We start from the raw sequence: 25,522 nt of genomic DNA on the forward strand, positions 1-25,522 counted from the left end.
CAACGCATCGGTACACCCCGCCCGATGCCGGCTGGCACGCACGCACTTTCAGGCCGGCAGGTCTCCTGGCTCACAGGTCGACGCCCGCTCCAGGCCTTCCCGGTGAAACCAGTGGCATCGGGTGGAGACGGGCTCGCTGCGTACAGTTGCGGGGGCAGCCACAGCAGCGCGAAGCGCCCTGTGTTCCCTCTTCGGCCCCGAAGGGCACCGGCGAACGAACGGGCGTAGGATACCCGATTTTAGAAGGGCCTTAGCGGCTGTGTCCCGTTCCGCGGATTGTTCTTTTGATGATGCCGATCGATCGATTCGCAACGGCCGTCCTGCGGAATTGCGGGCTGCGCTGGCGTGGACGACTAAAGTTCGTCCTGACCTCGTGCGCCGCGCCGAACACCCGTTAAACGCGACCTTGGCGCAGCGCTTGGGGTGGCGCCTCACTGCCGACGTTCGCCGTGACTTTGGTTAGCAGCAACGCAAGCTGCTCGCGCTCCGATAACGTCAGATTGGCGAACAAGCTCCCAATCCACCTACTGTGTTGGTCGAACATCTTCTTGGCGAGCTGTTTGCCCCTGCGCGTCAGACGAATACGCAGCGCGCGGCGATCCGTCGGATCCGCCATGCGCTCGATCAGCGCATCTTTTTCCAGCCCGTCCAGCAGCCCCGTCACCGTTGCGCGCGTCACGCCGGCCTGTTCGGCCAGGACGTTCGGGGCCAATCCTTCTCCCGCCGCCTCTAGCAGGAACAGGATGACGAAACGGCCTTCAGACAATCCATGCGGCGCCAGCAGTGACGCACAGTCGCGGTCGATGTCAGCCGACAGCGAGAGCAACTGAAAGCACAAACGGATCCCGTCCAGATTTGGGACGCTACGCCTTGCTGCTTCATGCAGTAGCGCCAGATATTTTTGTTCCATCGGAATTGGTACCGTCCCTTATTACACGGCGCCCAACTTTATCGATCATGGAATGCGCGGTCAAGCAACGAGGGGGCGTAGGGAAGAAGCGGCATTGACACGCATTGTAACGGTCGAACGGAAGCGGGTATCCCGGCCTGCTCTGCCGAGAATGACGTGCTGCTCGCTGAACGTGTGCTGCGCGCGCAGATTACAACTTCTTGACAAGTCAGGAAGGCGTCGTCAATATAGTTAGGCGCCGTACAGTATGGCGACGATCAAAATGGGAAGGTGGCACGCGCATTTGAATTCATTGGAGTGCGCTGGACTACGGTGGATGGCTTGTAGAAGGGTTGCCAATAGCCAGGAGGGCTAGGTGTTGCATTTCAATAAAGAGCGGAGCGCATCTCGATTCGCGGCCGACATAAGTCTTTTGAGAGACCGCGTTAAGTTTCGACGTAGCCTCGTACGCAGGTTAATTCCTGCCGCTGTTTATCGCAGGGAGATGGTGCGGCGCTGGGTGATCGAGAAATCCGAGCTTGATGGCATCAAGATCGGCCTTGCAGGGACGTTAGCGGAACGCGAGCAAGCCTTTCGATTGGTGCACGATTCCTATGTTGCACGAGGCATTGCATTTCCAGCGCGATCAGGTCTAAAGTTCTCTCCCCATCACATTCTTCCTGGCACGACGACCTTCGTGGCGACCCGATTCGGCCGTTTGCTCGGGACCATTTCGCTCGTCGAAGATTCGCCAATCGGCTTGCCGATGGAGGTGGTGCATGCCGCTGACATCGCGGCATTGCGACATACAGGTCGGCGATTTGCCGAGGTCAGTGCACTGTCGGTCGCTCAAGATGTTCGTGGGCGTGGTATTGCATTGTTGCTCTATAACGCGCTGTTCCGCTGGGCGCGCCGACATCGCCTGATCGAGGATTTGGTGATTGCCGTGCATCCGAAGATGCGCGAGTTCTACTGTCACGGGCTGCTGTTCGAACGCATCGGGCTGACACGAGAATATGGTGCGTTAAACAAGGCACTCTCGATGCCGTTGCGTATCGACCTAACAACAGCAGCCCCCCGCTATCGCGATATCTATGATCGCGGAGACATGGAAGTTGCTATTGCCGATCGTCGCACGAACCTATATCGCTTCTTTTTGGACGATGTACTGGACTGCATTCAGTTGCCTCGTTTTGCGCACCCTCCGTTCACCTTGTCCTCGCCACCGGCGTGGACGGATGACGAGGTCAAGGCCTATCTGATCGATTGTGGCGTCGAAGTGGCGCGTCTTCCCCGGCAAGTGCGTCGGCTCATTTTTGCGACTTACCCACGCACGGGGGAACCGGCTCCTAACGAAAGCGAAGCGATTCATCCTGGTTTCGCGGCAACCGCTTGATCGCGCAGGGGAGAAGGATGTTCATACCGGAACTGTTCAAAACTATCGTCCGTGAGGCGACGGCCCGCCAGCCTTTACTTCGTACCCCGGAACCTTTCCTTGTAATGGATGGCGAGGAATCGGTCGACGCGTATGCGAACGGCGGCCGGCAAAGCGGCGCGCTGTCGGGCGTCTACCTTTATCACCTCGCGCACATGTGCCAGATGATCCGGCCGGGTGACGTCGTGCTGGATGTAGGTTGCGGGCCGTGCAACCTGCTCGGGCAGCTTGCCGAACTCAACCCGCGCACGGAGTTCGTTGGGCTGGACATGTCGCGGACTATGCTGGCTCGGGCTGAGAAGATATTTGCGGAGAAGGAGGTGAGCAATATCGAGTTGCAATACGGCGACATGACTACCTTGAAAGGCATTCAAGATCACAGCATTGACGTCGTGGTGTCTTCGATGGCATTCCATCACCTGCCCGACGTGGATGCGCTGGGCAAGACGTTCGCTCAGATCGAGCGCGTCCTGAAACCCGACGGTGCGGTCTATTTCAACGACTTCGGCCGGCTGCGCCATCCGGCATCCGTTCAGTATTTTGTGAACCGTGCCGCAGCGGGAGAGCGTTCCGAGTTGGTTGACGATTACTACCATTCGCTGCATGCCGCATTTACGCGTGACGAGTATGAGCGCCTTGCGCGGCGCCATTTGCGCGATCGCGGGCGAGTTTATGCGACGGCCATCAGTCCGCTGCAGATCGTGATCAAGAGTCCGTCCCGACATCGTGCGGTGTCGGAGAGCGAGCTGAAAAGGCGCTTCCGCGCTTTGCCGCGCGCGCGTCGCGCCGATGTAAGGCAACTTTCGCTTTTTCTTCGTTTGGGCGGTCTTTCCGGCGCACTGTAAGGGGATGAGGCTTGTCACAAGAAATGCATGCAGCTCTATTGGCATGGCGCGCTGCACTTGGCCCGGATGCTGTGCGCGAGGATGCAGAAACCCTCGAACGATATGCCAGGGATACGAGCGACTACTCGCAACGGGCCTTGGCGGTGCTGTTTCCGGCCGATACTGAGGAAGTTCGGATCGTCGTTCGTATTGCGGCGGCGCATCGCGTACCGGTGCATCCAATCAGTACAGGGCGAAACTGGGGTTATGGCACGGCCAACCCGTATCGCAGCAATTGCGTCATCGTCGATTTGTCTCGCATGTGTGACATCCGTGCGTTCGACGCAGATCTCGGATTGATCACCCTCGAGCCAGGTGTGACGCAAGGCTCATTACGTGTCTGGCTTGACCAGCATGGCTTGCCGTTCATGGTGCCGACAACCGGCGCGGGTCCGGGTTGCAGCATCGTGGGAAATGCACTGGAACGCGGCTACGGGATCACGCCGATCGCGGATCACTTCGCTGCCGTGACCGCGCTTGAAGCAGTCTTGCCAGACGGCAGCGTGTATCGCTCGCCTATGTCTGCCCATGGCACCATGAGCGGCTTCAAATGGGGCGTTGGGCCGTATCTCGACGGCATGTTTACGCAGAGCCATGTTGGCATCGTCACCAGTATGACAGTCGCACTCTCGCGTCGTCCGGAGTGCGTCGAGGCATTCTATTTCTGGATCGATGACGATCTCAAACTGGAATCGGCAGTTGATGCGACACGACGGATCTTGCATGAGGCGGGTGCCAACGTGAGCGGCATCAATCTCATGAGCGCCGCGCGAGTGCTGGCCATGTCGGCGCAGCATCTCGACGAGAGCGGGCAGCCAACTCGCCCTGCTGCTGAATCGGATATCGAGGTGCTGGCAAGACGCGCCGGAGCAGCGCCTTGGATGGGCGCCGGCGCGCTTTACGGAACGAGCCGGCATGTAAAGGCGACGCGCAAATTGGTTCGGCAAGTGCTGACTGGCGTGGCGAGTCGAATCGTGTTCATGACGCCAGCGAAAGCCGGGCGAATCGAAACCCTGATGCGATGGTTACCGGGCACACGAGCGCGTCGGCTGGCTGGCATGGTCGACATGATGAAGCAGGGGCTGTCGCTGCTGGAAGGGATACCCGGCGAAGTCGCGTTGCCACTGGCGTACTGGAAGTCGGGTCCGCCGCCGGAGCGGGATCGACATCCATCGCGCGACGGGTGCGGCCTCCTCTGGTATGCACCGATCGTCCCGATGCGAGGGAGCGATGCGCGGCATTTTGTGGATTTGGTACGTCGCGTTTGCGCTCGCTATGGCTTCGACGCACCCATCACGTTCACAAGTGTTTCGGCTCGCAGCTTTGATTGCACGCTTCCCTTGCTGTTTGATCGTACCGACAGCGCTGCCTGCACGGCCGCGCAGGCATGTTGGGATACGCTGCTTTCTGAAGGCAGGCGATCGGGTTTCATACCGTACAGGGTACACGCACGTCATGCTGTCTCGATGGTCGACGAGGATCAACCATTCTGGACGGTTGCCCGAAAGCTGAAGGACGCTTTGGATCCTCTCCACATCCTGTCACCAGGAAGGTGGGACTCCCAGGCGAAACACGGCAGCCCCATCACCCATCTACCACGCACGGAGTGACGCAATGGTCCTTCTGGCATCTGAGAGAAAAGCCGCACTGGATAGCGGTATCGAAGCAACGAAGAACTTGGCCGAATGCCTTGCAGTCGACCAGGCCGTACTGGTCGCCACCGTCCTGCCGAGAATAGGGCTTGATCACGCCCTTGATTTTGTCCTTGCGGCGCAGGGAAAGGTTTCCGAGAAGGGCATCAGCCACCAGATCGCAGGAATTGGACTGGCCATTGGCGAGACGCTGCTGGCCATGAGGAAGCGTCAAGCGGCGATCGTGCTGGATCGGCTTTGCCATCATGCCTCCGATACGGTGCGCTCCTGGGCTGCATTTGCGGTAACGCGCGCCGACTCGTCGCTGACGCTCGGCGACCGCCTGGACGCCATTTTCCCCTTTGCGGCGGACGTGCATTTCGGCGTACGTGAATGGGCGTGGATGGCAGTGCGGCCCTATATCGCCGCGGAGATCGATCGCGCCGTTCTGCTGTTACTCGACTGGACCGGCGCGTCGGACGCCAATATCAGGCGATTTGCGGTCGAGAGTATCCGACCGCGCGGCGTTTGGAGCGAGCACATTGCGCGGCTTAAGACCTCCCCTGAAATTGCGGAGCCTTTGCTTGAGGCATTGAAGGCGGACGAGGCGCGTTACGTCCAGGATTCCGTCGCCAACTGGCTTAACGATGCCAGCAAGACATCACCTGAATGGGTACTTGAACTTTGCGAACAATGGCGGCGCGAAAGCAATCCCGCCACCGATCGCATCGTCGACAGAGCGCTACGGACTCTGCGAAAAAAAGGTCGCGTGATCGCGACATAAATACTCAACGCTAGCTCGTTTTCAAGGAGATGGTTATGTCACTTTCGTCCAAAATCAACACACTTAAGGTGTCGATGGCCGACAAGGTTCCGCTCGAAGCGCTGCAAGCCATGGGCAATGCGGCCCAGGCGCTTGCGTCTTCAGGCATTGCGCAAAAAGCTTTGAAGGTAGGCGCACGCGCGCCGACCTTTGAGCTTCCCGACGCGGACGGCCATATCGTGCCGCTGAACGATCTACTCAAGGACGGCCCGGTCGTCCTGACCTTCTATCGGGGACAGTGGTGTCCGTTCTGCAACCTGACGCTGGCGGCGTTGCAGCGTGAACTTTCTCAGATCAAAAAAACAGGCGCCACGCTGATTGCCGTCTCGCCACAAACACCGGCCGCCACGGGGGCGACCGTGAAAGCGACCAAGACTGAGTTTCCTGTTTTGAGCGATGCCGGTAACAAGGTTGCGCGAGCCTTTGGACTGGTCTTTTCTCTCTCCGCCGAGATGCGCCCCATCTACCATCAGTTGGGCGCCGATTTGCCGACCGTGAACGGTGATGCCAGCTACGAACTTCCGCTTGCAGCGACTTACGTCATTGGTCGGGATCGTCACATCGCGTATGCGTTTGTCGACAGTGACTACTCGAAGCGAATGGAACCATCGGAGATCGTGCGGGTTCTCAAGACGCTCTGAGCGACCTGAGGCCCGTGCTTTCAATATCACTATCTATAAAATAAGGACTCTTACATATGGAAAGAATCGCAATCATCGGTTCGGGCGTGTCGGGAAACCTGGCTGCCATGTATCTCCGAAAGCGATTGCCCGATGTAGAGGTGGTAGTGATTGGGAGGCATGACCGCGAGCGACCGATGGTCGGAGAATCGACAGTTGAATTGACCACTCATTTCCTCAAGGGGCTGGGACTCTCTCAGCTCCTTGAGGAGCGCCACTATCACAAGTATGGCTTGACGTACTATTTCAAGTTGTCGACGGATCCCGAGTGCAGGAAATATGTGGTTCACGAGGCACCAGGCGTCATTCGCATGCCAGCGTTCAATCTGAATCGCTGGACCTTTGATCGGGATATCCGAAAGATCAACGACGGACTGGGAATCAAACGCATCGACGGTGACGTCACCGATCTTGCACTGAATTCAGGCGCGAGAAAGATCCATCGGCTGGAGATCAAACATCAAGATGGTGGCGCGGAGTGGATAGACGCCAACTGGGTGGTCGATGCATCCGGGCGCAATCGACTGTTGGCGCGCAAGCTCGACCTGAAGAAAGAACCGACCTATCAGCGGAGTGCTTTCTGGTTTCGATTGAAGCACTTCGACCGCACGACATTGGCGAAAATCCGAGCTACGCGAGTTGCGCATCATTGCTACGACGCCTATTACGTGACCCATCACTTCTATGGACGGGGTTATTGGATATGGGTAATTCCCATTCGCTCGGAAACAGGGGAAGACTTGGTCAGTATTGGCATTACCTACCGGCCGGAGATGCATCAGCATGACGTGTCAAGCGTGGACGACTTTCTCGCCCGCATGGAGACCGAACACCCGGTATTGTGCGAACTGGTGCGATCGGGTGAAGTGCACGACGTGAATGCCTACCGTAACTATATGTACGAGTCGAAACGGTACTACTCTACCGACGGGTGGTTCCTCATCGGCGACGCTGCCTTCACATTCGACCCGGCGAACAGCGCGGGACTGGCCTACCTTGCACAACAAATTCCACATGTCGCCGCAATCATTCAGAAGGACATGGACGGCATCTTGCACCAGTCGTATGTGGACTGTCTGGAGTCACATATTCAGGCCCAGCTGGCATTGCAGGATACCTGGAGCAAATGGTACGAGGTCATGCACGACCCGATGCGCATGGCGTGGACGTTGCTGTTCGCCAACATGGCTTACTTCCACATCCTGCTGCCGACCTACGTCAATGGCGGGTTCCTCGACGGCAATCAGGCCCGCCAGCTTGCCGATTTGCTGCCGCGTTTTTCCCGCGAAGCTCAGCCGGCTCCGTATCCGTTCCCGTGTCTGATGGACGAGATTGTCGAATCCCGGCCTGATATCGGGCCGGAGTTGCTACCCAATCTCTACGATCGGTCGATCAATTTCGATTTGTATCGGGCTAAGGAAACGGCGCGTCCCCGCTATGCCGCGCGCTACTTCTGGCTGCTGGTGGTTCTGCGCCTTAGACTTATGCGCTATGTCGCGTGGAAGCCGTCGTTCAAACATGTTTCGTTGGCTTTGCGACATTTGCTTGGCGCTTGCAAGGATGCGTCGAGGAGCTTGGCGCTGCGGATCCGGCCGTCGCTGTTCTACAAGTACGGCGTGTCGCCGGCAGTGCTCGCTTCGCCGTTCGAAGCCGATGGCGGCTTTCTTCGTCTTCCGGATTTCGATCGGGCGAACACGCCGCCGCTGAACACAATGAACGCATTGCAAACCAAGGCGGAAAGGCAATCCGTGCAGAATCGCCGCAGAGATGAAGTCATCCTGGCGGACTGACGTGACAACGGATGCTACGGAGATCCGGAGTGGGGGCAATGTAGAGGATGCACGCGACGCTGACGGCCTGATCGGCCTCAGCGCGACGCAAATTGCCTCCTATGTGCGGCAGCGGGAGCTATCGCCGGTGGAAGTCGTCAGGGCGCATATCGAGCGCGCAAGACACGTCAATTCGACAATTCATGCAATCGTGCGCGAGCGATATCGGGCTGCCATCAGGGAGGCGCACAAGGCAGAGCGGATGGTGATGCGAGGCGAGGAGCTGGGCGCATTGCACGGTGTTCCATGTACGGTCAAGGAGGGGCTGGGCTTCGCGGGGTTGCCGCACACGGCCGGTTCGATGCTTCGTCGCCTGCAAAGTGCACGGGCTGACGCGACCGTTGTCGCTCGTATCAGGGCCGCCGGCGCCATTGTCATCGGGCTGACAAACCAGTCCGAAATGGCATTGTGGCCAACGGCGAGCAACCTGGTTTACGGTCGCACGGAAAATCCGTGGCAAATCGGACGAACGGCTGGCGGGAGCAGCGGCGGCGAGGCGGCCATGGTGGCGGCCGGCGGCTCGGTGTTTGGTATCGGGACGGACGGAGGCGGTTCGATTCGCATTCCGGCGGCCTACTGTGGTGTGTTCGGTCACAAGCCATCGAGTCGAACCGTGCCCCTGACCGGGCACGTACCGCTCGACGAGATGTTCGGGGTGTTGCCCGGCGCGCAGGCCATGGCGCGGTATTTCGCACCTGGACCGATTGCACGGCGCGCTGAGGATTTGATGCTGCTCCTGCGCGTGATCGCGGGGCCGGACGGGCTCGACCGCAATGTGGTGCCCCGCTCGTTGCTGGATCCCGCGCCGACACAGATGAAAGGTCGGCAGGTATTGATGTGTGACGAGCCGCCATTGGGAAGGCTGCGGTCGGTCAGCGCCGAGGCTGGCGCAGCGGTACGTCGTGCCGCCGCAGCGCTGGAAACCATCGGCGCGCACATCATCCCCTGGTCCGATCCACTTCTGGCGAAAGCATTCGATCTATGGGCAGCGGAAGTGTCAGCCAGCGATGGCCCCACGTTTCAGGCCCTGATTGGCCAAGGCCGTCCTCCGAGCCTGTGTCGTGAGTTGGGTCGCCGGCTGATAGGGAAGCCACGGCATACCGTGCCGGGAATGCTGGCCTGCGCATCGGAGCGATGGCTGTCGCCACGGGCAGCCGTCAAGTTTCAGCGCAGGCATGCGTTGACCGACTTGCGTTGTCGTCTTCTGCAGTCCCTCGGATGTGACGGTCTGCTGCTGCTGCCGCCGGTCCGTGGCGTGGCACCCGGGCATCATCATGCATTGCTTCATCCGGGAGATATCGGACTGTCTGCGTTGTTCAACGCACTGGAGCTTCCGGCGACCGTGGCGCCGGCCGGATTCTGTGCAAGAGGCATGCCGCTATCGGTGCAAATCGTCGGTCCGTGCGGCGGCGATCATCTGACGTTATCTGCTGCCTTGGCGATCGAGCAACTGCTTGGGGGCTGGCTCATGCCGGCGGTCTGAATCGCAAACCTGCGCCGACAGCCCCGTTCAAATTCATTTCCTTGGAGACATCCATGAGTCAACCCTCGGTCGCGTCCAGTGTCGCGGCACAGTCCGCTGCACTCGTAAGCCACGCACAATCCGCGGTCGGGCCTTCCGCCGAGCATTTGGTGTTGCAATTGCTTTACCAACTCATCGTCATCCTGTTGGTGACGCGAGGCGTCGTCTGGTTCGCCAGGCGTTGTCTCGGGCAAACTGCCGTAGCCGGCGAAATTCTGGCCGGCCTGGTGCTCGGGCCGAGCCTACTGGGCAAGTTCTTTCCGGAACTGATGGATGCCTTGTTCGTACCCGAAACTTCGGCAATTTTTATCGGTATTGCCCAGGTGGGATTGATTCTGCTGATGTTCCAGATTGGCCTTGAATTCGAGTTCAACGCTCAGTTGCGGCACGGGCGTTCGGCAATCGCGGTGATCAGCGTCGTGGGTATCGTGGTGCCTTTTACCTTGGGCTTCGTCGTAGCGCCATGGTTATGGGAAACGCTTGGCGAGCCGCGTCCGGACCTGCTCGCATTCCGCCTCTTCTTCGCAACTGCGATATCGATTACCGCCATCCCCATTCTCGGCCGAATCTTCATGGAGCTGGGCTTGTCGCATACACGAACGGCCGCGCTGACGATCGGTTCCGCCGCATTCGACGACATTCTGGGCTGGCTTCTGCTGGGCGCCGTCTCCACGTTGGTGATTTCCCGATTTGAACCCGCGCAGTTCGTACTTAACACGCTATTCGTGCTTGCTTACGTTGCCACAGTACTGCTGGCCATCCGTCCGCTGCTGCGATTCTGGCTCTCGCGTGCGTTATCAAGGGAAGGGCGCCTGAGCAACGGGACAATTGCCTGGGTGCTATTGGTGTTGCTCGTGTCGGCCTCGATCACCAGCAACCTGGGCATCTTCGCGATCATCGGTGGATTTGTGATCGGCATTGCATTGCATGACAACAGACAGTTCGTGGCGCAATGGAACGAACGTGTGAGCGGCTTCGTGCATGTATTTTTTATTCCCGTTTTTTTTGCGTACACAGGGCTGCGTACGGACGTAGGCACACTGGAAACGGCCCGCGACTGGGCGATTTGTGGCTTGGTTTGCCTGCTGGCGTTTGTCGCGAAATTCGGTGGGACCTACATTGCCAGCCGAGTCATGGGAGAAAGCCGGCGTTGCGCAGCGGCGATTGGCGTATCGATGAACACCCGGGCATTGATGGAATTGATCGCGTTGAACATCGGATACGACCTTGGCGTGCTTCCGAAACAGACGTTCACGATGCTGGTCATCATGGCTATCGCGAGTACCTTTATCGCAACGCCCCTCATCCGTTGGCTGATGCACGACCAACGGCGCGAGCTGATCAGTCAACCGTCGTCTGGCTCCCCTGTGAATCATATGGCCGAATCGCCGGGGCAATAGCCGGTACACCACGCACCGTGCCATATCGCGCTGGTACCTTGCGGAGTATCTCGGCAGAAAAATGGCCGGTTTGTGCCGCCGATTGCGGGGCCGGAGCGGGGTGTCTTGTCCTGGTCGAACGCACAACGGCAGATGCAGTCCGCCGGCGGTAAGGTTGGCGAAGCCGCCAGGAACCCTTCATGCCACGCCAACACTTTCAAACTGAGGCAAGTCGGCCGAAAATCCTTGTCGGACACGGTTTGCAGCCTCGTGGCGCGCGAGGGTGAAATGCGCCCCGGAACGCTGTACCATGCCGCTTTTCGCAACGCGAACAGACGCGCGGCGGCTTCGCGGCCGCCCGCAGCAACATGACGGAACTGAACGATGAGGAAGGGCGGATGACGGCGTGGCTGACGGTGGTGGGCATCGGCGACGACGGATACACGGGACTCGGTCGCGCCGCGCGCCGCGCGCTGCTAGACGCGACGCTCGTGGTCGGCGCGCCACGGCACCTCGACATGCTGCCCGCGCGGCTCGCCGCCGCGCGCGAGCCGTGGCCGTCGCCTTTCGATCTCGCCGGCGTGCTCGCGCGTCGCGGGTCGCCCGTCTGTGTGCTCGCGAGTGGCGATCCGATGCTGTTCGGCGTCGGCGCGACGCTCGCGCGCCAGCTTTCTCCCGACGAATGGCGCGTGCTGCCCGCGCCGTCGTCGCTGTCGCTGGCCGCGGCGCGCCTCGGCTGGGCGTTGCAGGACGTCGGCGCGGTGTCGCTGGTCGGCCGGCCGCTCGCGACGCTCGCGCGCCATCTGCTGCCGGGCCGCCGCCTGTTCGTGCTGAGCGCGGACGGCCGCACGCCGGCCATCGTCGCGGCCGAACTGACCGCGCGCGGCTTCGGGCCGAGCCGGATCAGCGTGTTCGAACATCTCGGCGGCCCGCTCGAGCGCCGCATCGACGCGCTCGCGCACGACTGGTCCGTTGACGAAACCGCCGCGCTGAACCTCGTCGCGCTCGACTGCCGCGCGGCGCCCGACGCCCCGCGCCGCGCGTTGACGCCCGGCCTGCCGGACGACGCGTACCGCCACGACGGCCAGCTCACCAAGCGCGACATGCGCGCGCTGACGCTCGCGCGGCTCGCGCCGGCGCCGGACGAACTGCTGTGGGACGTCGGCGCCGGCTGCGGGTCGATCGGCATCGAGTGGATGCGCGCGCACCCGTCGTGCCAGGCGATCGCGATCGAGTCGCATGCGGAGCGGCAGCGCTTCATCGAACACAATCGCGACGCGCTCGGCGTGCCGGCATTGCAACTCGTCGCGGGGCGCGCACCTGACGTGCTCGCGGGGCTCGCCGCGCCCGACGCGATCTTCATCGGCGGTGGCGCGACCGTGCCGGGCGTGCTCGACGCGTGCTGGTCGGCGCTGAAGCCGGGTGGCAGGCTCGTCGCGAACGCGGTCACGCTGCAGGGTGAAGTGGCGCTCGCCGCGTGGCGCGACGCGCACGGCGGCACGCTCACGCGCGTGTCGCTCGCGCATGCGGAACCGCTCGGCCACTTCGACACCTGGCGGCAGCCGTTGCCCGTCACGCTGTACGACGTGCGCAAGCCCCAGGCGGCCGACATCGCCGACGTGACGGACGCCGCGTGATGCGCGACGAAACCCCCGAACAGCCCGCGCCGCTGCGCTTCGGCTATACGACCGGCAGTTGCGCGACCGCGACGTCGCTCGCGGCCGCGCGCCTGCTGCTGGCGGGCAGCGCGGACGACGCCGTTGAAATCGTGTTGCCGAAAGGGCAGCGCGTGATGATGCGCATCGAATTCTGCCGGTTAACGACAGGGACCGGGACAGGGACCGGGACAGGGACCGAGACAGAGACGGGGACCGACGTCGCCGAGGCCGGCACGATCAAGGACGCCGGCGACGATCCGGACGTCACGCACGGCGCGCTGGTGTTCGCGCGCGTCGCGCTCGCGGCGGCGCCCGGTGTGCGCTTTCATGCGGGGCCGGGCGTCGGCACGGTCACCCGCGCGGGGCTCACGCTGCCGGTCGGCGAGCCGGCGATCAACCCGGTGCCGCGCGAGATGATGACGGCGCACCTGACCGCGCTCGCGGCCGAGCACGGCTACGCGGGCGGCTTCGACGTGACGATCGGCGTCGAGGGCGGCGAAGCGCTCGCGCTGAAGACAATGAACCCGCGGCTCGGCATCGTCGGCGGGCTGTCGATCCTCGGCACGACCGGCATCGTGCGGCCGTTCTCGTGCTCCGCGTACATCGCGTCGATTCATCAGGGCATCGACGTCGCGCGCGCGAACGGCGTCGGCCACATCGCCGCATGCACGGGCAACGCGAGCGAGGACGCGATGCGCGCGCACTACCGGCTGCCGGACATGGCGCTGATCGAGATGGGCGATTTCGCGGGCGCGGTGCTGAAGCACCTGCGGCGCGCGCCGGTCGCGCGGCTGTCGATGTGCGGCGGCTTCGGCAAGCTCAGCAAGCTCGCGGCCGGGCATCTCGACCTGCACAGCCGTCATTCGAGCATCGACTTGCCGCTGCTCGCGCAATGGGCGGCCGAGGCCGGCGCGAGCGACGCGCTGCAGGCCGCGATGCGCGCCGCGAACACGAGCCAGGAGGCGCTGAAGCTCGCGCAGGCGGACGGCGTGCCGCTCGGCGACATCGTGTGCACACAGGCGCTCCACGTCGCCCGCGACATCGTGCCCGCGTCGGTCGCGGTCGAGATGTTCGCGATCGACCGGCAGGGCCGCTTCGTCGGGAGCGCACGATGAGCGCGCGGATCCTGCTGCTCGGTGGCACCGGCGACGCGCTGAAGATCGCCCGCGCGCTTGGGCCCCGGCACGTGTACAGTCTCGCCGGGCTCGGCAAGGTGCCGGCCGATCTCGCGTGCGAAGTCCGCGTCGGCGGCTTCGGCGGGGCGGCGGGGCTGGCCGCATACCTGCACGACGCCGGCATCGGCCTCGTGATCGACGCGACCCATCCGTATGCGGCGCGGATCAGCGCGAACGCGGCGGCCGCCGCGCGCGACGCGGGCGTGCCGTGCTGGGCGCTGCGCCGCGCGCCGTGGCAGCCGCAGCCGGGCGACGACTGGCGGATGGTCGACGACTGGGCCGGCATCGAGGCCGCGCTCGCGCCGTTTCGCCGGCCGCTGTTTACGCTCGGGCGCGAACCGCTCGCGCATCTCGACGCGATTCCTGCGCACCAGTTCTGGCTCGTGCGCTGCCTCGATCCGCATCCGGGCAACGCGCACGCGCAGATCGTCGCCGCGCGTGGGCCGTTCACGCTCGACGGCGAGCGCGCGCTGTTCGCGCTCGCGGGCATCGACGTGATCGTCAGCAAGAACAGCGGCGGCAGCGCGACCGAAGCGAAGCTCGACGTCGCGCGCGAGCGCCGGCTGCCGGTGGTGATGCTGCGCCGGCCGCCGCTGCCCGATGTCGACCGCGCGTTCGACTCGCCCGCCGCGCTGCTCGAGGCGCTCGATCCGGCGGCACGCGCATGACGCCGCACATGACGCCGCACATGATGCCGCGCAAGCGGTCGCAAACGAATTGACGGAGTTTTTTCGATGACGGTGTATTTCATCGGCGCGGGTCCCGGCGACCCGGAGCTGATTACAGTGAAGGGCCAGCGCCTCGTGCGCACGTGCCCGGTGATCCTGTATGCGGGTTCGCTCGTGCCCGAGGCCGTGCTCGACGGCCATCGCGCGGAGCAGGTCGTCAACACGGCGGAGCTCGATCTCGACGCGATCGTCGCGCTGCTCGCCGACGCGCACGCGAAAGGGCAGGACGTCGCGCGCGTGCATTCCGGCGATCCGTCGCTGTACGGTGCGATCGGCGAGCAGATCCGCCGGCTGAAGGTGCTCGGAATTCCGTATGAAATCGTGCCGGGCGTGACGGCCACCGCCGCGTGCGCGGCAACGCTCGGCTGCGAACTGACGCTGCCCGGCATCGCGCAGACGGTGATCCTCACGCGCTACGCGGGCAAGACGACGATGCCGGAAGGCGAGGCGCTCGGCGCGCTGGCCGCGCATCGCGCGACGCTCGCGATCCATCTCGGCGTGCGCCATCTCGCGCGCATCGTCGACGAGGTGCTGCCGCATTACGGGCCCGATTGCCCGGTTGCGGTGATCTACCGCGCAAGCTGGCCCGACGAGGAGCGCGTCACCGGCACGCTTGCCGACATCGTCGGCAAGGTCGCGGGCACGCGCATCGAGCGCACCGCGCTGATTCTTATTGGCCGGGTGCTCGATGCGGAAGGCTTTGCCGATTCGACGCTGTACGCAAGCGCGGGCTGAAGCAGCGTCCCGTCAATGATCGGCGGCGGCCGGGCAGCGCCGGCCGTCATTCACGCACCGGCGCGGCGCCTCCGCTCACGCGCGCGCGACGCGCCGCGCAACCTGCGGCGCGAAGCCGGCCGCGAGCGCGAACAGCGCGATGCACAGGCACGCCATCGCGATCCACGCGGGCGTCAGGTCCGCGAGATGCTGCCGGACGATCCCCGCCGCGAACGGAAACAGCCCCGCAATCAGGTAGCCGATACCTTGCACGAAACCGGTCAGCGGCGCCGTGTCGGCCGGCGTCGCCGCATGGTCGACCGTGACGATCAGCGACAGCGGGAACAGCGCGCCGATGCCCGCGCCCATCAGCAGCGCGGCGGGCAGCGCGAGCCGCTCCGGTTCCACGAGCATCAGCACGAGCCCGACGAGCAGCGCCGCGATTGCCGCGATCAGCGCCGGCCGGCGATCGGGCACGCGGTCGATCGTCGCGGATATCGTCAGGCCGGCCACGACTTCCGCGAGCGTGACGCCGCCGAGCAGTCCGCCCGCCGCCGCGGGCGACCAGCCGAGCCGCATGTAGAACGGCGGCAGCCACGCGAGCACGAGCGTATACGCGCCGGTCGCAATCCCGAAGAACAGCGCAAGCCGCCACGCACGTGCGGAGCGCGACGGCTGCGACGCGGTGGCGGACGGCGCGGCGATCGCCACGCCGCCGCGGCTCGCGACCGGCCACGCGAGTGCGGCCACGACCGCCGGCACGACCCAGCACGCGAGCGCCGCGAGCCAGCCCCAGCGCGTCGCGACAAGCGGCGCGGCCACACTTGCAAGCACCGCGCCGCCCATGATCGACGTCGAGTAGACGCCCATCACGCCGCCGATGCGCGTCGCAAAGTTGGCCTTCACGAAACCGGGCAGCAGCGCCTGCACCATCGCAATGCCGACGCCCGCGCAGCATGCGCTCGCGAGCAGCAGCCACGCATGCTGCGCACCGACGCGCGCCGCGCACGCGAGCCCCATCAGCACGATGCCGATTCCCACGCCGCCCGCGATCCCGGGCGAGCGCTGCAGGCGGCGCGCGCATAGTGCGCCGAGCCCCATCAGCACGATCGGGATCGTCGTGAGCAGGCTCGCCGTGCTGTCGGCGATGCCGGTCGCGCGCTGGATCATGTCGAGCAGCGGGCCGACCGCCGCGAGCGCGGGGCGCAGGTTCAGCCCGACCAGCACGATGGCGGCGAGCCGCCATCCGGGTGTATTGAAACGATTCATCGTATAGCCCTCGGTGTCAAACGCGGCGCCGAATCGTGGTGCCGCGCGTTTTCGTGTAAATTGTCTCGACGTCAAGATAAATGCCGATTTATCTCGACGTCAAGATAACTTGTTCGCCGAGGAGGGTTAATGGATGGCACCTCAATGGAGGGAACGTCAATGGATCGAGCCGCACAGGCAGTCGCGCAATGGCGCGACGCGCGTCCGGATCTCGACGCATCGTCGATGCTCGTGATGGGGCGGATGCAGGAAGTGGCGCTCGTGATTGCGCGCGACCGTCTCAATCCGCTGTTTGCGCGCTACGGGATGCAGCCGGGGGAATTCGACGTGCTCGCGACGCTGCGCCGCAGCGGCGCGCCGTTCGCGCTGACGCCGACCGCGCTGTACGACGCGCTGATGATGTCGTCGGGCGGCATGACTGCGCGCATCGACCGGCTGCAGAAGGCCGGCTGGGTCGAGCGCCGGCCGAATCCGGCCGACGGGCGCGGCACGCTCGTCGCGCTGACGGACGCGGGCCGCGCGCTGATCGATGACGCCGTGGTCGCGCATGTCGACAACCAGCGGGCGATGCTCGCGTCGCTGACCGACGAGGAAGAGGCGCAGCTCGCGCGGCTGCTCGGCAAGTTGCTGGCGGGATTGGGCGAGGCCGGCGGCGATCCCGACTAGGCGGCTGCATCGCCGGTTGCGGCGCGGCGGTGACTCACGCTGCGGTTCGGGAATTCGGGGAACGGCCGGCCGGGCTGCGCGACGCGGCGGGTATGCGGTGGCCGGCGCGGCGAACGCGCGACCGGCCGGGCCGATCAGTCGCGCGCAGGAATATTGAGCCCGCGTGCGACGGCCGGGCGCGCAACGAACGCGTCGAGCGCGCGCGCCACGTGGCGGAATTCGCCGAAGCCGACCAGGTCGCCCGCTTCGTAGAAGCCGACGAGGTTGCGCACCCACGGGAAGATCGCGATGTCGGCGATCGTGTACGTGTCGCCCATCATCCACTTGCGCTGCGCGAGGTGCGCGTCGAGCACGCCGAGCAGGCGCTTCGACTCGGCGACGTAGCGGTCGCGCGGACGCTTGTCCTCGTAGTCGCGGCCCGCAAACTTGTGGAAGAAGCCGACCTGGCCGAACATCGGGCCGATGCCGCCCATCTGGAACATCACCCACTGGATCGTCTCGTAGCGGCCCGCGAGATCCTTCGGGATCAGCTGGCCGGTCTTGTCGGCGAGGTAGATCAGGATCGCGCCGGATTCGAACAGCGCGAGCGGCTTGCCGTCCGGGCCGTTCGGGTCGATGATCGCCGGGATCTTGTTGTTCGGGTTCAGCGACAGGAAGGCCGGCGACAGCTGGTCGTTCGTGTCGAAGCGCACGAGATGCGGCTCGTACGGCAGGCCGGTTTCCTCGAGCATGATCGACACCTTGACGCCGTTCGGCGTCGGCAGCGAGTACAGCTGCAGGCGGTCGGGCTGCTGGGCCGGCCATTTTTGCGTGATCGGGAAGGCGGACAGGTCGGGCATGGAAGATTCGCTCGTCGAGATGGATCATCCGCGATCCGCCGCACCGCGGCGTGACGCGCCCGTCCGCGAGAGCGGAACGGGGCGGCGATGCCGGGCGGCGCGGCGGGGCGCGCCAAGCCGGCCACTGTAGCCGATCTGCGCAATCGGTGCAGCCGGCGGGCGCCGGGGCTTGCTTGCCGTAAGCTTCGCCGCCGGCCGTGCGCACCGGGTCGGGCGTCCTGAACGAGGCGTCTCCGGGTACGCGCCCCGAGCCAGGCGCCCCCAGCTACGCGCCCCGCTCAAAAGTTATGCCGGATCCCGATCATCGCGGCCGTCGTGCCGACACCCGGCGCGACCGGCTGCCCGTACGCGAGCATCTGGTCCATCGTGCCGCGGTTGTTCACGTGGCCGACCTGCGCATAAACCATCGTGCGCTTCGACAGGCTGTAGTCGGCCGCCAGCACGACCGACGTCGATTTGTTCGCCGAACGATTGCGGTCCTTCAGGTAGTACACGGCCGACGTGACCTGCAGCGCGGGCGTGAAGCGATAGCCGACACCGGCCGACAGCATGTCGAAATTCGCCTGGTCCGAATGCGCCGGATTCTTGCCGTTCCCGTACGACGCGGACACCGAGAAATCGTGGATCGTATACTTCGCGCCGAAGTACATGAAGCGGTTGTTGTTCACGCCGGTCGGCGTCGAGCCGGGCGCCGGATTCGCATCGTGGCCGTTGTAGTAGACGGCCGCGGCATTCAGTCCGTAGTTCGAGTACTTGAGCACGACCGACTCGCGCGTGCCGCCCTGGATCTGCCCGGCGACGCCGCCCGGCGCATATTCGAGCGCGATCGATACGCCGCCGAACGTCGGCGACTGGTAGACGAGCGCATTGCTGTCGTACAGCGCGCCGATCGCGCCGTTGGTGCTCGTGCCGGGCCAGCCCGCCGCAGTGTTGATGCCGAGCCATGCCGTCAGCGTGCTGCCGAAGAACTCCGCGTTGCGCACGTCGGTATCGGCCATCGCGTAGATCATCGGCACGATCTGGCGGCCCGCGGTGAATGTGCCGAACGGGCCGGACACGCCGACCGACGCGACCTGGTTGAAGATCGCGACCGCGCCCGGCGTGTCGCTCAACTGGAGCTTGCCGGTGCCGCTGTCGAACGAGCCCTGCAGCTTGAAATTGATCGCATACCCGCCGCCGATGTCCTCACGCCCCTTGATTCCCCAGAAGCTCGAATAGATCCCGCCGTCCTTCATCCGGAACACCTTGCCGGTGTTCGGCGCGGTGGGGCTGAACGAAGCGGCCGAGGTGCTCTGGTACAGCATGCCCGTATCGACCACGCCGTACAGCGTGACGGAGGATTGCGCGTGCGCGCCCGCCGAACAGGCGGCAAGCGCGGCGAGCGCGGCCAGTTTCGTCTTCATCGAAGTCTCCATATTGGTGTGATGGCCGGACGGGAGCGAGCCTGCCCGGTTCAAGCGGGGGAAATCGTCAGGCGAGGTGCGCCGACGTCGCGGGCGACGTCGGGTTGCGTCATGCGGAAAGACTACGCAAAGGCGCGCGGCCGCTCCCCCCCACGCGCGGGGGGCAGGGTTACGGAGAATCGACGGGGAAGGGAGGCGCTACTGCGCGCTTTCGAGGAGACCGAGCACCAGCGCGCGGCGCACCGCATGCTTGCGGGAACTGGCGTCGAGCTTGCCGAACAGGTTCTTCAGGTGCCATTTCACGGTTTCCTCGCCGACGGCGAGCGCGACCGCGATTTCCTTGTTCGACAGGTTGCGCGCGAGCAATTCGAGGATCGCGCGCTCCTTCGGCGTCAGCACGACGCTCGGCACCGCGCGCGGTCCGGCGGCGCTGCGCGGCGCGGGCGGCACGACGCGCGGCGGCGGCAACGCATGGCGCGTCTGGCCCGCCAGGCCCGCGCCCGCGGCGTCCTCGTCGCTGACCCGGCGCGCCCAGTCCGCGACGGCCGGATGCGCGTCGGCAAGCGTGCGCGTCAGGCCGAACACGTCCGCGAGGTTCATCGCCTCGACGAGCCGCGCGCGGCCGCCCTGGCCCGACTGCTCGAGCGCGAACGCGTTGAGCGCCATGATCTCGATGCGCGCGCGGCCGACGTTCATCTCGCGGGCGAGCGCCGCCGCTTCGTCGAGCGCCGCACATGCGTCGTCCCAGCGGCGCGCGGCAAGCGCCGCGCCCGCATGCGCGGTCGCCTGCAGCAGCACGACGGGGCGCCGCCACAGCGGCCCGTGCGCCGGGAATTCGGCCGCGGCGATCGCATCGATCCGCTCGACCAGCGCGTGACAGGTCGCCTCGCGGTAGCGCGCCGCGTGGATCCGCACCTGCTCGGCGAGGCTCGCGACCGACAGCCGCGGCAGCTCGCGGGCGACGCCCATCGCGTCCAGCGCTTCGAGCAGGTCGATCGCGCGATGCTCGACGCCGCGCAGCATCGCGATGCGCGCCGCGGTGCAGTAGCCGAGCAGCACCGTGTCGGGGATGCCCGCGTGCTCGAGCACGTCGAGCCGGTTCGCGAGCAGCGCGGCCGCCTGGTCGACGCGATCGGCCTCGTACGCGATCGCCGCGCACAGTGCGGCGAACATGCAGGTCAGCGGATGGCGGCGGCCGAGATCGGCTTCCGCGCGGGCCAGCGCGGGCGACAGCACGTCGTCCGCGAGTTGCACCTGTCCTTCCGACAGGTAGCTGAGGCCGGTGATCAGCTCGCCCCAGCGCGCGACATAGCCGAACCCGGCCGCCGTTTCGCCGCGCGGCGCGCTCTGCTGGAAGCGGCGCGCCTGCGCCGGCTCGCCGAGGATGATCGCGCGCGCCGACAGCCGGTTCGCGTGCATCTGCGCGAGCCAGGTCGCGGCCGGCGGCGCAAACTCGGCCCACGGCTCGAACAGCTCGACGAACCGGTCGATCTCGTCCGCGTAATACGCGGCCGCGCTCAGGATCAGCGCGCATTCGTAACGCATCGCGCGCGGCGTGTCGGGCGCCGCGAGGATGCCCGCGATCTGGCGACGCGCCTCGACGTGCCGCTCGCCGAGCGCCAGTGCCCACGCAACCGCGACCCGCAGCGTCGGGCGCTTGTCGAGCTCCGCGTCGGGCAGGCGCGCGAGCCAGTCGAGCACGTCGTTGATGCGGCCTTCCTTGATCGCGTCCTCGAGGCAGCGCTGCGCGAGCGCATAAGCCGTCTCGAGCTGGCCGGCCGCATACGCATGGCGGGCCGCCTCGTCCGTCATCCCGTGCGCGTCGAGCCAGCCGGCCGCGCGCGCGTGCAGGCCGCTGCGCACCGCGTCCGGGCCGGCCGCGAGGCGATCGCGCAGCGCGTCGCGCACGAGCGGATGCAGCCGGCACCAGTCCGAGTCGTCCGACGCGATGAACAGCGGCGTGTCGCGGGCGAGGCGGGCGAGGCGCGCGGACGCGCCGGCATCGTCGAGCAGCGCGTCGCACAGCGACGGGTGCAGCCGGTCGACGACGCTCACGTGCGTGAGGAACGTCGTATCGTCGGCGGACAGGTTTGCAAGCAGCAACTCGACGAGCCGGTCGCGCGTGCCGCCCGCGCGCGCGGCGAGCGCGTCGACGGCCTGGCGCGGATCGGCCGCGCGCGCCATCGCGGCCATCGCGAGCTGCAGCCCGAGCGGCCAGCCGTCGACGCGCTCGAACAGCCGCGCGCACGCATCGGCATCGACGCGCTGCGCGAAGCGCGCGCCGACGAGCGCGATCGTCTCGTCGAGCGTGAAGCGCAGCCAGTCGGCGCCGACCAGCAGGCACTGGCCGCCCGCGAGCAGGTCAGCGGCCGCCTGGTCGAGCCCGCGCCGCGCGGCGACGACGACGCGCAGGTTCTGCGGCGCGTTGTGCAGCACGTAGGTCAGCGCGTCGAGGCCGGCGGCCGGCAGCCGCTCCGCCTCGTCGACGATCAGCAGCGCATCGATCGACAGTTGCGCGACTTCGGCGAGCCACGCGGTCATCCCTTCCAGCGCGCGTGCCGCATCGGGCGCGCCGCGCGCGATCAGGCGTCCGAACGCGGGCCGCGCGCAGCCGGTCCGCACGGCCTGCACGAGCCCCTGCAGCAGCCGCGGCGCGTCGTCGCGCTCGTCCGCCGACAGCCACACGACCGCGCGGCCGAGCGCCAGGTATTCGCGGCGCCATTGCGCGAGCAGCGACGTCTTGCCGTAGCCGGCCGGCGCCTGCACGAGCGTGATCGGGCGTTCGTCGCAGCCCGGCGCGGCGAGGCTCAGCCGCGCGCGGGCGAGCAGTTGCGCCGGCACGCGCGGCGCGGTCGTTTTCAGGACCAGCTCGGTGGGGGCGGTATCGACGCGATCGGGTGGGTGGGCCATCTGCGGAGCAAGTCGGGAAGCTAGTCGGGGGAGCAGGTCGGAATCCCGGCCGTGCCGTGCTGGCCAGCGTCCGGTGTGGAACGTGGAGGGAAGGATCGGTCGAACCCCCTCCTTGCGTCAATCCCCCCCGTCGCGAGTGGGGCCGCAACGGCCCCGCGCCGATAGCATGGGTTCCGACGAATCACGAATCCGACGAGGAGAGCCCCCATGACGACTGCATCGACCGGCACGCGAACCCGCGTCCCGCTCGCCGGATAAGCGGAGCAGCACGATGTATCGCCATCTGCTCGTGAAGGTCGACGGCGCGCCCGGCGGCATCGACGCGGTCGGGCACGCGCTGGAGCTGGCGCGGGCGATGAGCGCGCGGGTCACGTTCGTGCTGCCCGACGCCGCGCCGGACTCGTATTTACCCGGAGCGCGGACGCCGGAGCACGGTGCGAAAGTGGAAGCGGCCGCGCAGGCGCAGGGCGTCTCGTATGCGATCGCGCCGGCTTGCGGGGCTCCGCTCTGGGAGCTTGCCCGCCAGCTCGGCTGCGACCTGATCTGCGTCGCGGCGCTGCCTTCCGGTGCCAATGCAGGCGCCGATGCAGGCGCCGACGCAGACGCCTGCACGCAGCGGCAGCGTCTGTGCGCGGCGAGCGGCGTGCCGGTGCTCGTGTGCGCGGTGTCGCACTCGCCGGCCGCGGCGCGCGTGATCGCCCGCTGTCTCGACGCGCATCGCGCGGTGGCCGCGCTGCTGCATGCGTTGACGAGCTGTGCCGCGCATGCCGGCGAGCCGGGACGCGATGCCGCCGCGTGCCGCAGCGTGCTCGCGGATCTCGCGGGCCTGCAGGCGGAACGCTTCGGCGCGGGCGCCGAGGCACGATTGTTCGCCGCGTTGCGCTCGCGCACCGAAAGCGTCGAGGCCGAACTCGACGAACTCGACCGCCAGCATCGCCGCGACGCGCAAGCGCTCGACGCGCTGGCGCGGATGGCCGACGCCGTGCTGCCGTCCGCCGCGTTCGACGCGGCACTCGCCCGCTACGCGCGCGGCGTGTTCGAGCAGATGGGACGCAAGGAAGGCGTGATTTTCCCGGCGGCGCGCCGCTATCTGAGCGACGCCGACTGGACGAAACTGGACGAGGGCCCGGCGGGCGACACAGCCGCGACGCGGGGCACGGACGAACCCGAGGGTGCGCAACGCGCATCCGACTGACATACCACGGAGAAACACATGGCACATGCAGTGCGATTCCATCAGACCGGCGGCCCGGAAGTGCTGCGCTGGGAAACCGTCGAGGTCGGCGATCCGGGGCCCGGCGAGGTGCGCGTGAAGCACGCGGCGGTCGGCCTGAACTTCGCGGACACCTATTTCCGCAGCGGGCTCTACCCGGTGCCGCTGCCGTCCGGCATCGGCGTGGAAGCGGCGGGCGTGGTCGAGGCCATCGGCGACGGCGTGACGAATGTCGCGGTCGGCGACCGCGTGACCTATACGGGCTTCATCAACACGCTCGGCGCATACAGCACCGAACGCCTCGTGCCGGCCGCGCCGCTGATCCGGCTGCCCGATGCGATCGCGTGCGACACCGCGGCCGCGATGACGATGCGCGGCCTCACGTCCGCGTACCTGATGCGCCGCATCCATGCGTTCAACGCGGGCGACAGCATCCTGCTGCACGCGGCGGCCGGCGGCGTGGGCCTGATCGTGTCGCAGTGGGCGAAGCTGCTCGGGCTGACCGTGATCGGCACGGTGTCGAGCGAAGCGAAGGCGGAAGTCGCGCGGGCCAACGGCTGCGATCACGTGATCCTCTACCGGCAGGAAGACATCGCGGGCCGCGTGCGCGAGCTGACGGACGGCAAGGGTGTCGACGTCGTGTTCGACAGCGTCGGCAAGGACACCTTCGACGCGTCGCTGGATTCGCTGAAGCGCCGCGGCCTGATGGTGTGCGTCGGCACCGCGTCGGGCCCGATCCCGCCGTTCAATCCGCAGCTGCTCGCGATGAAGGGCTCGCTCTATCTGACGCGCCCCGCGCTCGCCGACTACATCGCCGACCCGGCCGAGAAGGCGGCGCTGGCGGGCGAGCTGTTCGATCACGTCGCCGCGGGCCGCATCCGGATCGAGATCAACCAGCGCTACGCGCTCGAGGACGCCGTGCGCGCGCACCGCGACCTCGAGGCGGGCAAGACCACGGGTTCGTCGGTGTTCGACGTCTGAGGAGCCGGCCATGCGAGTCGAACAACTGACGTGTGCGATCGGCGCGGAACTGTCCGGCGTCAGCCTCGCGGACGCCGTGCACGACGACGGCCTGTTCGCCGAGATCCGCGCACTGCTGCTGAAGCACCGCGTGCTGTTCCTGCGTGACCAGGACATCACGCGCGCCGAGCACGTCGCGTTCGCGCGGCGCTTCGGCGAGCTCGAGGACCATCCGGTCGCGGGCAGCGACCCCGAGCATCCGGGCCTCGTGCGGATCTACAAGTCGCCGGACCAGCCGAACGACCGCTACGAGAACGCGTGGCACAGCGATGCGAGCTGGCGCGTGGCGCCGCCGTTCGGCTGTGTGCTGCGCTGCGTCGAGTGTCCGCCGGTCGGCGGCGACACGATGTGGGCAAACATGGTGCTTGCATACGAGAACCTGCCCGCGCACGTGAAGCAGCAGATCGAGGGCCTGCGCGCGCGACACAGCATCGAGGCGAGTTTTGGCGCGGCGATGCCGATCGACAAGCGGCTCGCACTGAAGGCGCAGTATCCGGACGCCGAGCATCCGGTCGTGCGCACGCATCCGGAGACTGGCGAAAAGGTGCTGTACGTGAACGCGTTCACGACGCACTTCACGAACTTCCATACGCCGGAGCGGGTGCGCTTCGGGCAGGACGCGAACCCGGGCGCGGGCCAGCTGCTGCAGTACCTGATCAGCCAGGCCTATATCCCCGAATACCAGGTGCGCTGGCGCTGGGCGAAGAACAGCGTCGCGATCTGGGACAACCGCAGCACCCAGCATTACGCGGTGATGGACTACCCGCGGTGCGTGCGCAAGATGGAACGCGCGGGGATCGTCGGCGACGTGCCGTTCTGAGCCCGCATCGACACGAAACACAAGCACAACGATTC

At 65.9% G+C, this 25,522-nt stretch carries 21 protein-coding genes and 1 riboswitch; of the genes, 16 read left to right on the plus strand and 5 right to left on the minus strand.

The window, feature by feature from the left end; genetic code table 11:
• Positions 1–37 precede the first annotated feature (37 nt).
• A riboswitch (cobalamin riboswitch) is annotated at positions 38–227 on the minus strand.
• Between the two features lie 167 nt (positions 228–394).
• Positions 395–916, minus strand: coding sequence for a MarR family winged helix-turn-helix transcriptional regulator (locus tag DID96_RS04050; RefSeq protein WP_124597962.1), 522 nt, complete (start codon positions 914–916; stop codon positions 395–397).
• Positions 917–1,265: 349 nt separating this feature from the next.
• Between DID96_RS04050 and DID96_RS04055 the strand changes: the two genes are divergently transcribed.
• From DID96_RS04055 to cobM, 12 genes are all read left to right on the plus strand, one after another.
• On the plus strand, positions 1,266–2,285 hold the full coding sequence (locus DID96_RS04055; RefSeq protein WP_124597963.1) for a GNAT family N-acetyltransferase: 1,020 nt from the start codon (positions 1,266–1,268) through the stop codon (positions 2,283–2,285).
• Positions 2,286–2,302: 17 nt separating this feature from the next.
• Complete coding sequence (locus tag DID96_RS04060; RefSeq protein ID WP_124597964.1) at positions 2,303–3,169, plus strand: class I SAM-dependent methyltransferase; 867 nt, start codon at positions 2,303–2,305, stop codon at positions 3,167–3,169.
• An 11-nt stretch (positions 3,170–3,180) separates the two neighbouring features.
• Positions 3,181–4,818 carry an FAD-binding oxidoreductase gene (locus tag DID96_RS04065; RefSeq protein WP_124597965.1) on the plus strand — a complete coding sequence of 546 codons (1,638 nt, stop codon included), beginning with the start codon at positions 3,181–3,183 and terminating at the stop codon, positions 4,816–4,818.
• 4 nt (positions 4,819–4,822) lie between these two features.
• Positions 4,823–5,623 (plus strand): DNA alkylation repair protein, encoded by an 801-nt coding sequence (locus DID96_RS04070; protein ID WP_221624570.1) that lies wholly within the window; start codon positions 4,823–4,825, stop codon positions 5,621–5,623.
• A 35-nt stretch (positions 5,624–5,658) separates the two neighbouring features.
• On the plus strand, positions 5,659–6,303 hold the full coding sequence (locus DID96_RS04075; RefSeq protein WP_124597966.1) for a peroxiredoxin-like family protein: 645 nt from the start codon (positions 5,659–5,661) through the stop codon (positions 6,301–6,303).
• A gap of 56 nt (positions 6,304–6,359) precedes the next feature.
• Positions 6,360–8,132, plus strand: coding sequence for an NAD(P)/FAD-dependent oxidoreductase (locus DID96_RS04080; RefSeq protein WP_124597967.1), 1,773 nt, complete (start codon positions 6,360–6,362; stop codon positions 8,130–8,132).
• Positions 8,110–9,654, plus strand: coding sequence for an amidase (locus DID96_RS04085; protein WP_124597968.1), 1,545 nt, complete (start codon positions 8,110–8,112; stop codon positions 9,652–9,654). Before DID96_RS04080 ends, DID96_RS04085 begins: the two co-directional genes overlap by 23 nt.
• Before the next feature lie 53 nt (positions 9,655–9,707).
• On the plus strand, positions 9,708–11,093 hold the full coding sequence (locus DID96_RS04090; RefSeq protein ID WP_124597969.1) for a cation:proton antiporter: 1,386 nt from the start codon (positions 9,708–9,710) through the stop codon (positions 11,091–11,093).
• Between the two features lie 377 nt (positions 11,094–11,470).
• Positions 11,471–12,709, plus strand: a complete 1,239-nt coding sequence (gene cbiE, locus DID96_RS04095; protein WP_124598053.1) for a precorrin-6y C5,15-methyltransferase (decarboxylating) subunit CbiE — start codon at positions 11,471–11,473, stop codon at positions 12,707–12,709.
• Positions 12,709–13,845, plus strand: a complete 1,137-nt coding sequence (locus DID96_RS04100) for a cobalt-precorrin-5B (C(1))-methyltransferase (protein WP_124597970.1) — start codon at positions 12,709–12,711, stop codon at positions 13,843–13,845. Before cbiE ends, DID96_RS04100 begins: the two co-directional genes overlap by 1 nt.
• Positions 13,842–14,573, plus strand: coding sequence for a cobalt-precorrin-6A reductase (locus DID96_RS04105; RefSeq protein WP_124597971.1), 732 nt, complete (start codon positions 13,842–13,844; stop codon positions 14,571–14,573). The genes DID96_RS04100 and DID96_RS04105 overlap by 4 nt, the downstream gene beginning before the upstream one ends.
• A gap of 66 nt (positions 14,574–14,639) precedes the next feature.
• On the plus strand, positions 14,640–15,368 hold the full coding sequence (gene cobM / locus DID96_RS04110; RefSeq protein WP_124597972.1) for a precorrin-4 C(11)-methyltransferase: 729 nt from the start codon (positions 14,640–14,642) through the stop codon (positions 15,366–15,368).
• A 75-nt stretch (positions 15,369–15,443) separates the two neighbouring features.
• On the opposite strand, the gene DID96_RS04115 is transcribed toward cobM, so the two are convergent.
• Complete coding sequence (locus tag DID96_RS04115; protein WP_124597973.1) at positions 15,444–16,616, minus strand: MFS transporter; 1,173 nt, start codon at positions 16,614–16,616, stop codon at positions 15,444–15,446.
• Positions 16,617–16,775: 159 nt separating this feature from the next.
• Here DID96_RS04115 and DID96_RS04120 point away from each other — a divergent pair, with 159 nt between their 5' ends.
• Positions 16,776–17,282 carry a MarR family winged helix-turn-helix transcriptional regulator gene (locus tag DID96_RS04120; protein ID WP_124597974.1) on the plus strand — a complete coding sequence of 169 codons (507 nt, stop codon included), beginning with the start codon at positions 16,776–16,778 and terminating at the stop codon, positions 17,280–17,282.
• Between the two features lie 134 nt (positions 17,283–17,416).
• On the opposite strand, the gene DID96_RS04125 is transcribed toward DID96_RS04120, so the two are convergent.
• The 3 genes from DID96_RS04125 to DID96_RS04135 form a co-directional block, all read right to left on the minus strand.
• Positions 17,417–18,121, minus strand: coding sequence for a glutathione S-transferase N-terminal domain-containing protein (locus DID96_RS04125; RefSeq protein ID WP_124597975.1), 705 nt, complete (start codon positions 18,119–18,121; stop codon positions 17,417–17,419).
• A gap of 278 nt (positions 18,122–18,399) precedes the next feature.
• Complete coding sequence (locus tag DID96_RS04130) at positions 18,400–19,524, minus strand: porin (protein ID WP_124597976.1); 1,125 nt, start codon at positions 19,522–19,524, stop codon at positions 18,400–18,402.
• 198 nt (positions 19,525–19,722) lie between these two features.
• Complete coding sequence (locus tag DID96_RS04135; protein ID WP_124597977.1) at positions 19,723–22,434, minus strand: LuxR C-terminal-related transcriptional regulator; 2,712 nt, start codon at positions 22,432–22,434, stop codon at positions 19,723–19,725.
• A 271-nt stretch (positions 22,435–22,705) separates the two neighbouring features.
• On the opposite strand from DID96_RS04135, the gene DID96_RS04140 reads away from it, so the two are divergent.
• The 3 genes from DID96_RS04140 to DID96_RS04150 are packed head-to-tail and all read left to right on the plus strand — an operon-like array spanning position 22,706 to position 25,487.
• Positions 22,706–23,629 (plus strand): hemerythrin domain-containing protein, encoded by a 924-nt coding sequence (locus DID96_RS04140; RefSeq protein ID WP_124597978.1) that lies wholly within the window; start codon positions 22,706–22,708, stop codon positions 23,627–23,629.
• Positions 23,630–23,647: 18 nt separating this feature from the next.
• A complete protein-coding gene (locus tag DID96_RS04145) occupies positions 23,648–24,628 on the plus strand; it encodes a quinone oxidoreductase (protein ID WP_124597979.1) in 981 nt (326 codons plus the stop codon).
• A gap of 10 nt (positions 24,629–24,638) precedes the next feature.
• Positions 24,639–25,487, plus strand: a complete 849-nt coding sequence (locus DID96_RS04150; RefSeq protein WP_124597980.1) for a TauD/TfdA family dioxygenase — start codon at positions 24,639–24,641, stop codon at positions 25,485–25,487.
• Positions 25,488–25,522: the final 35 nt, after the last annotated feature.

It is taken from the genome of Burkholderia sp. Bp8963, assembly GCF_003854275.1.
Classification (GTDB): domain Bacteria; phylum Pseudomonadota; class Gammaproteobacteria; order Burkholderiales; family Burkholderiaceae; genus Burkholderia.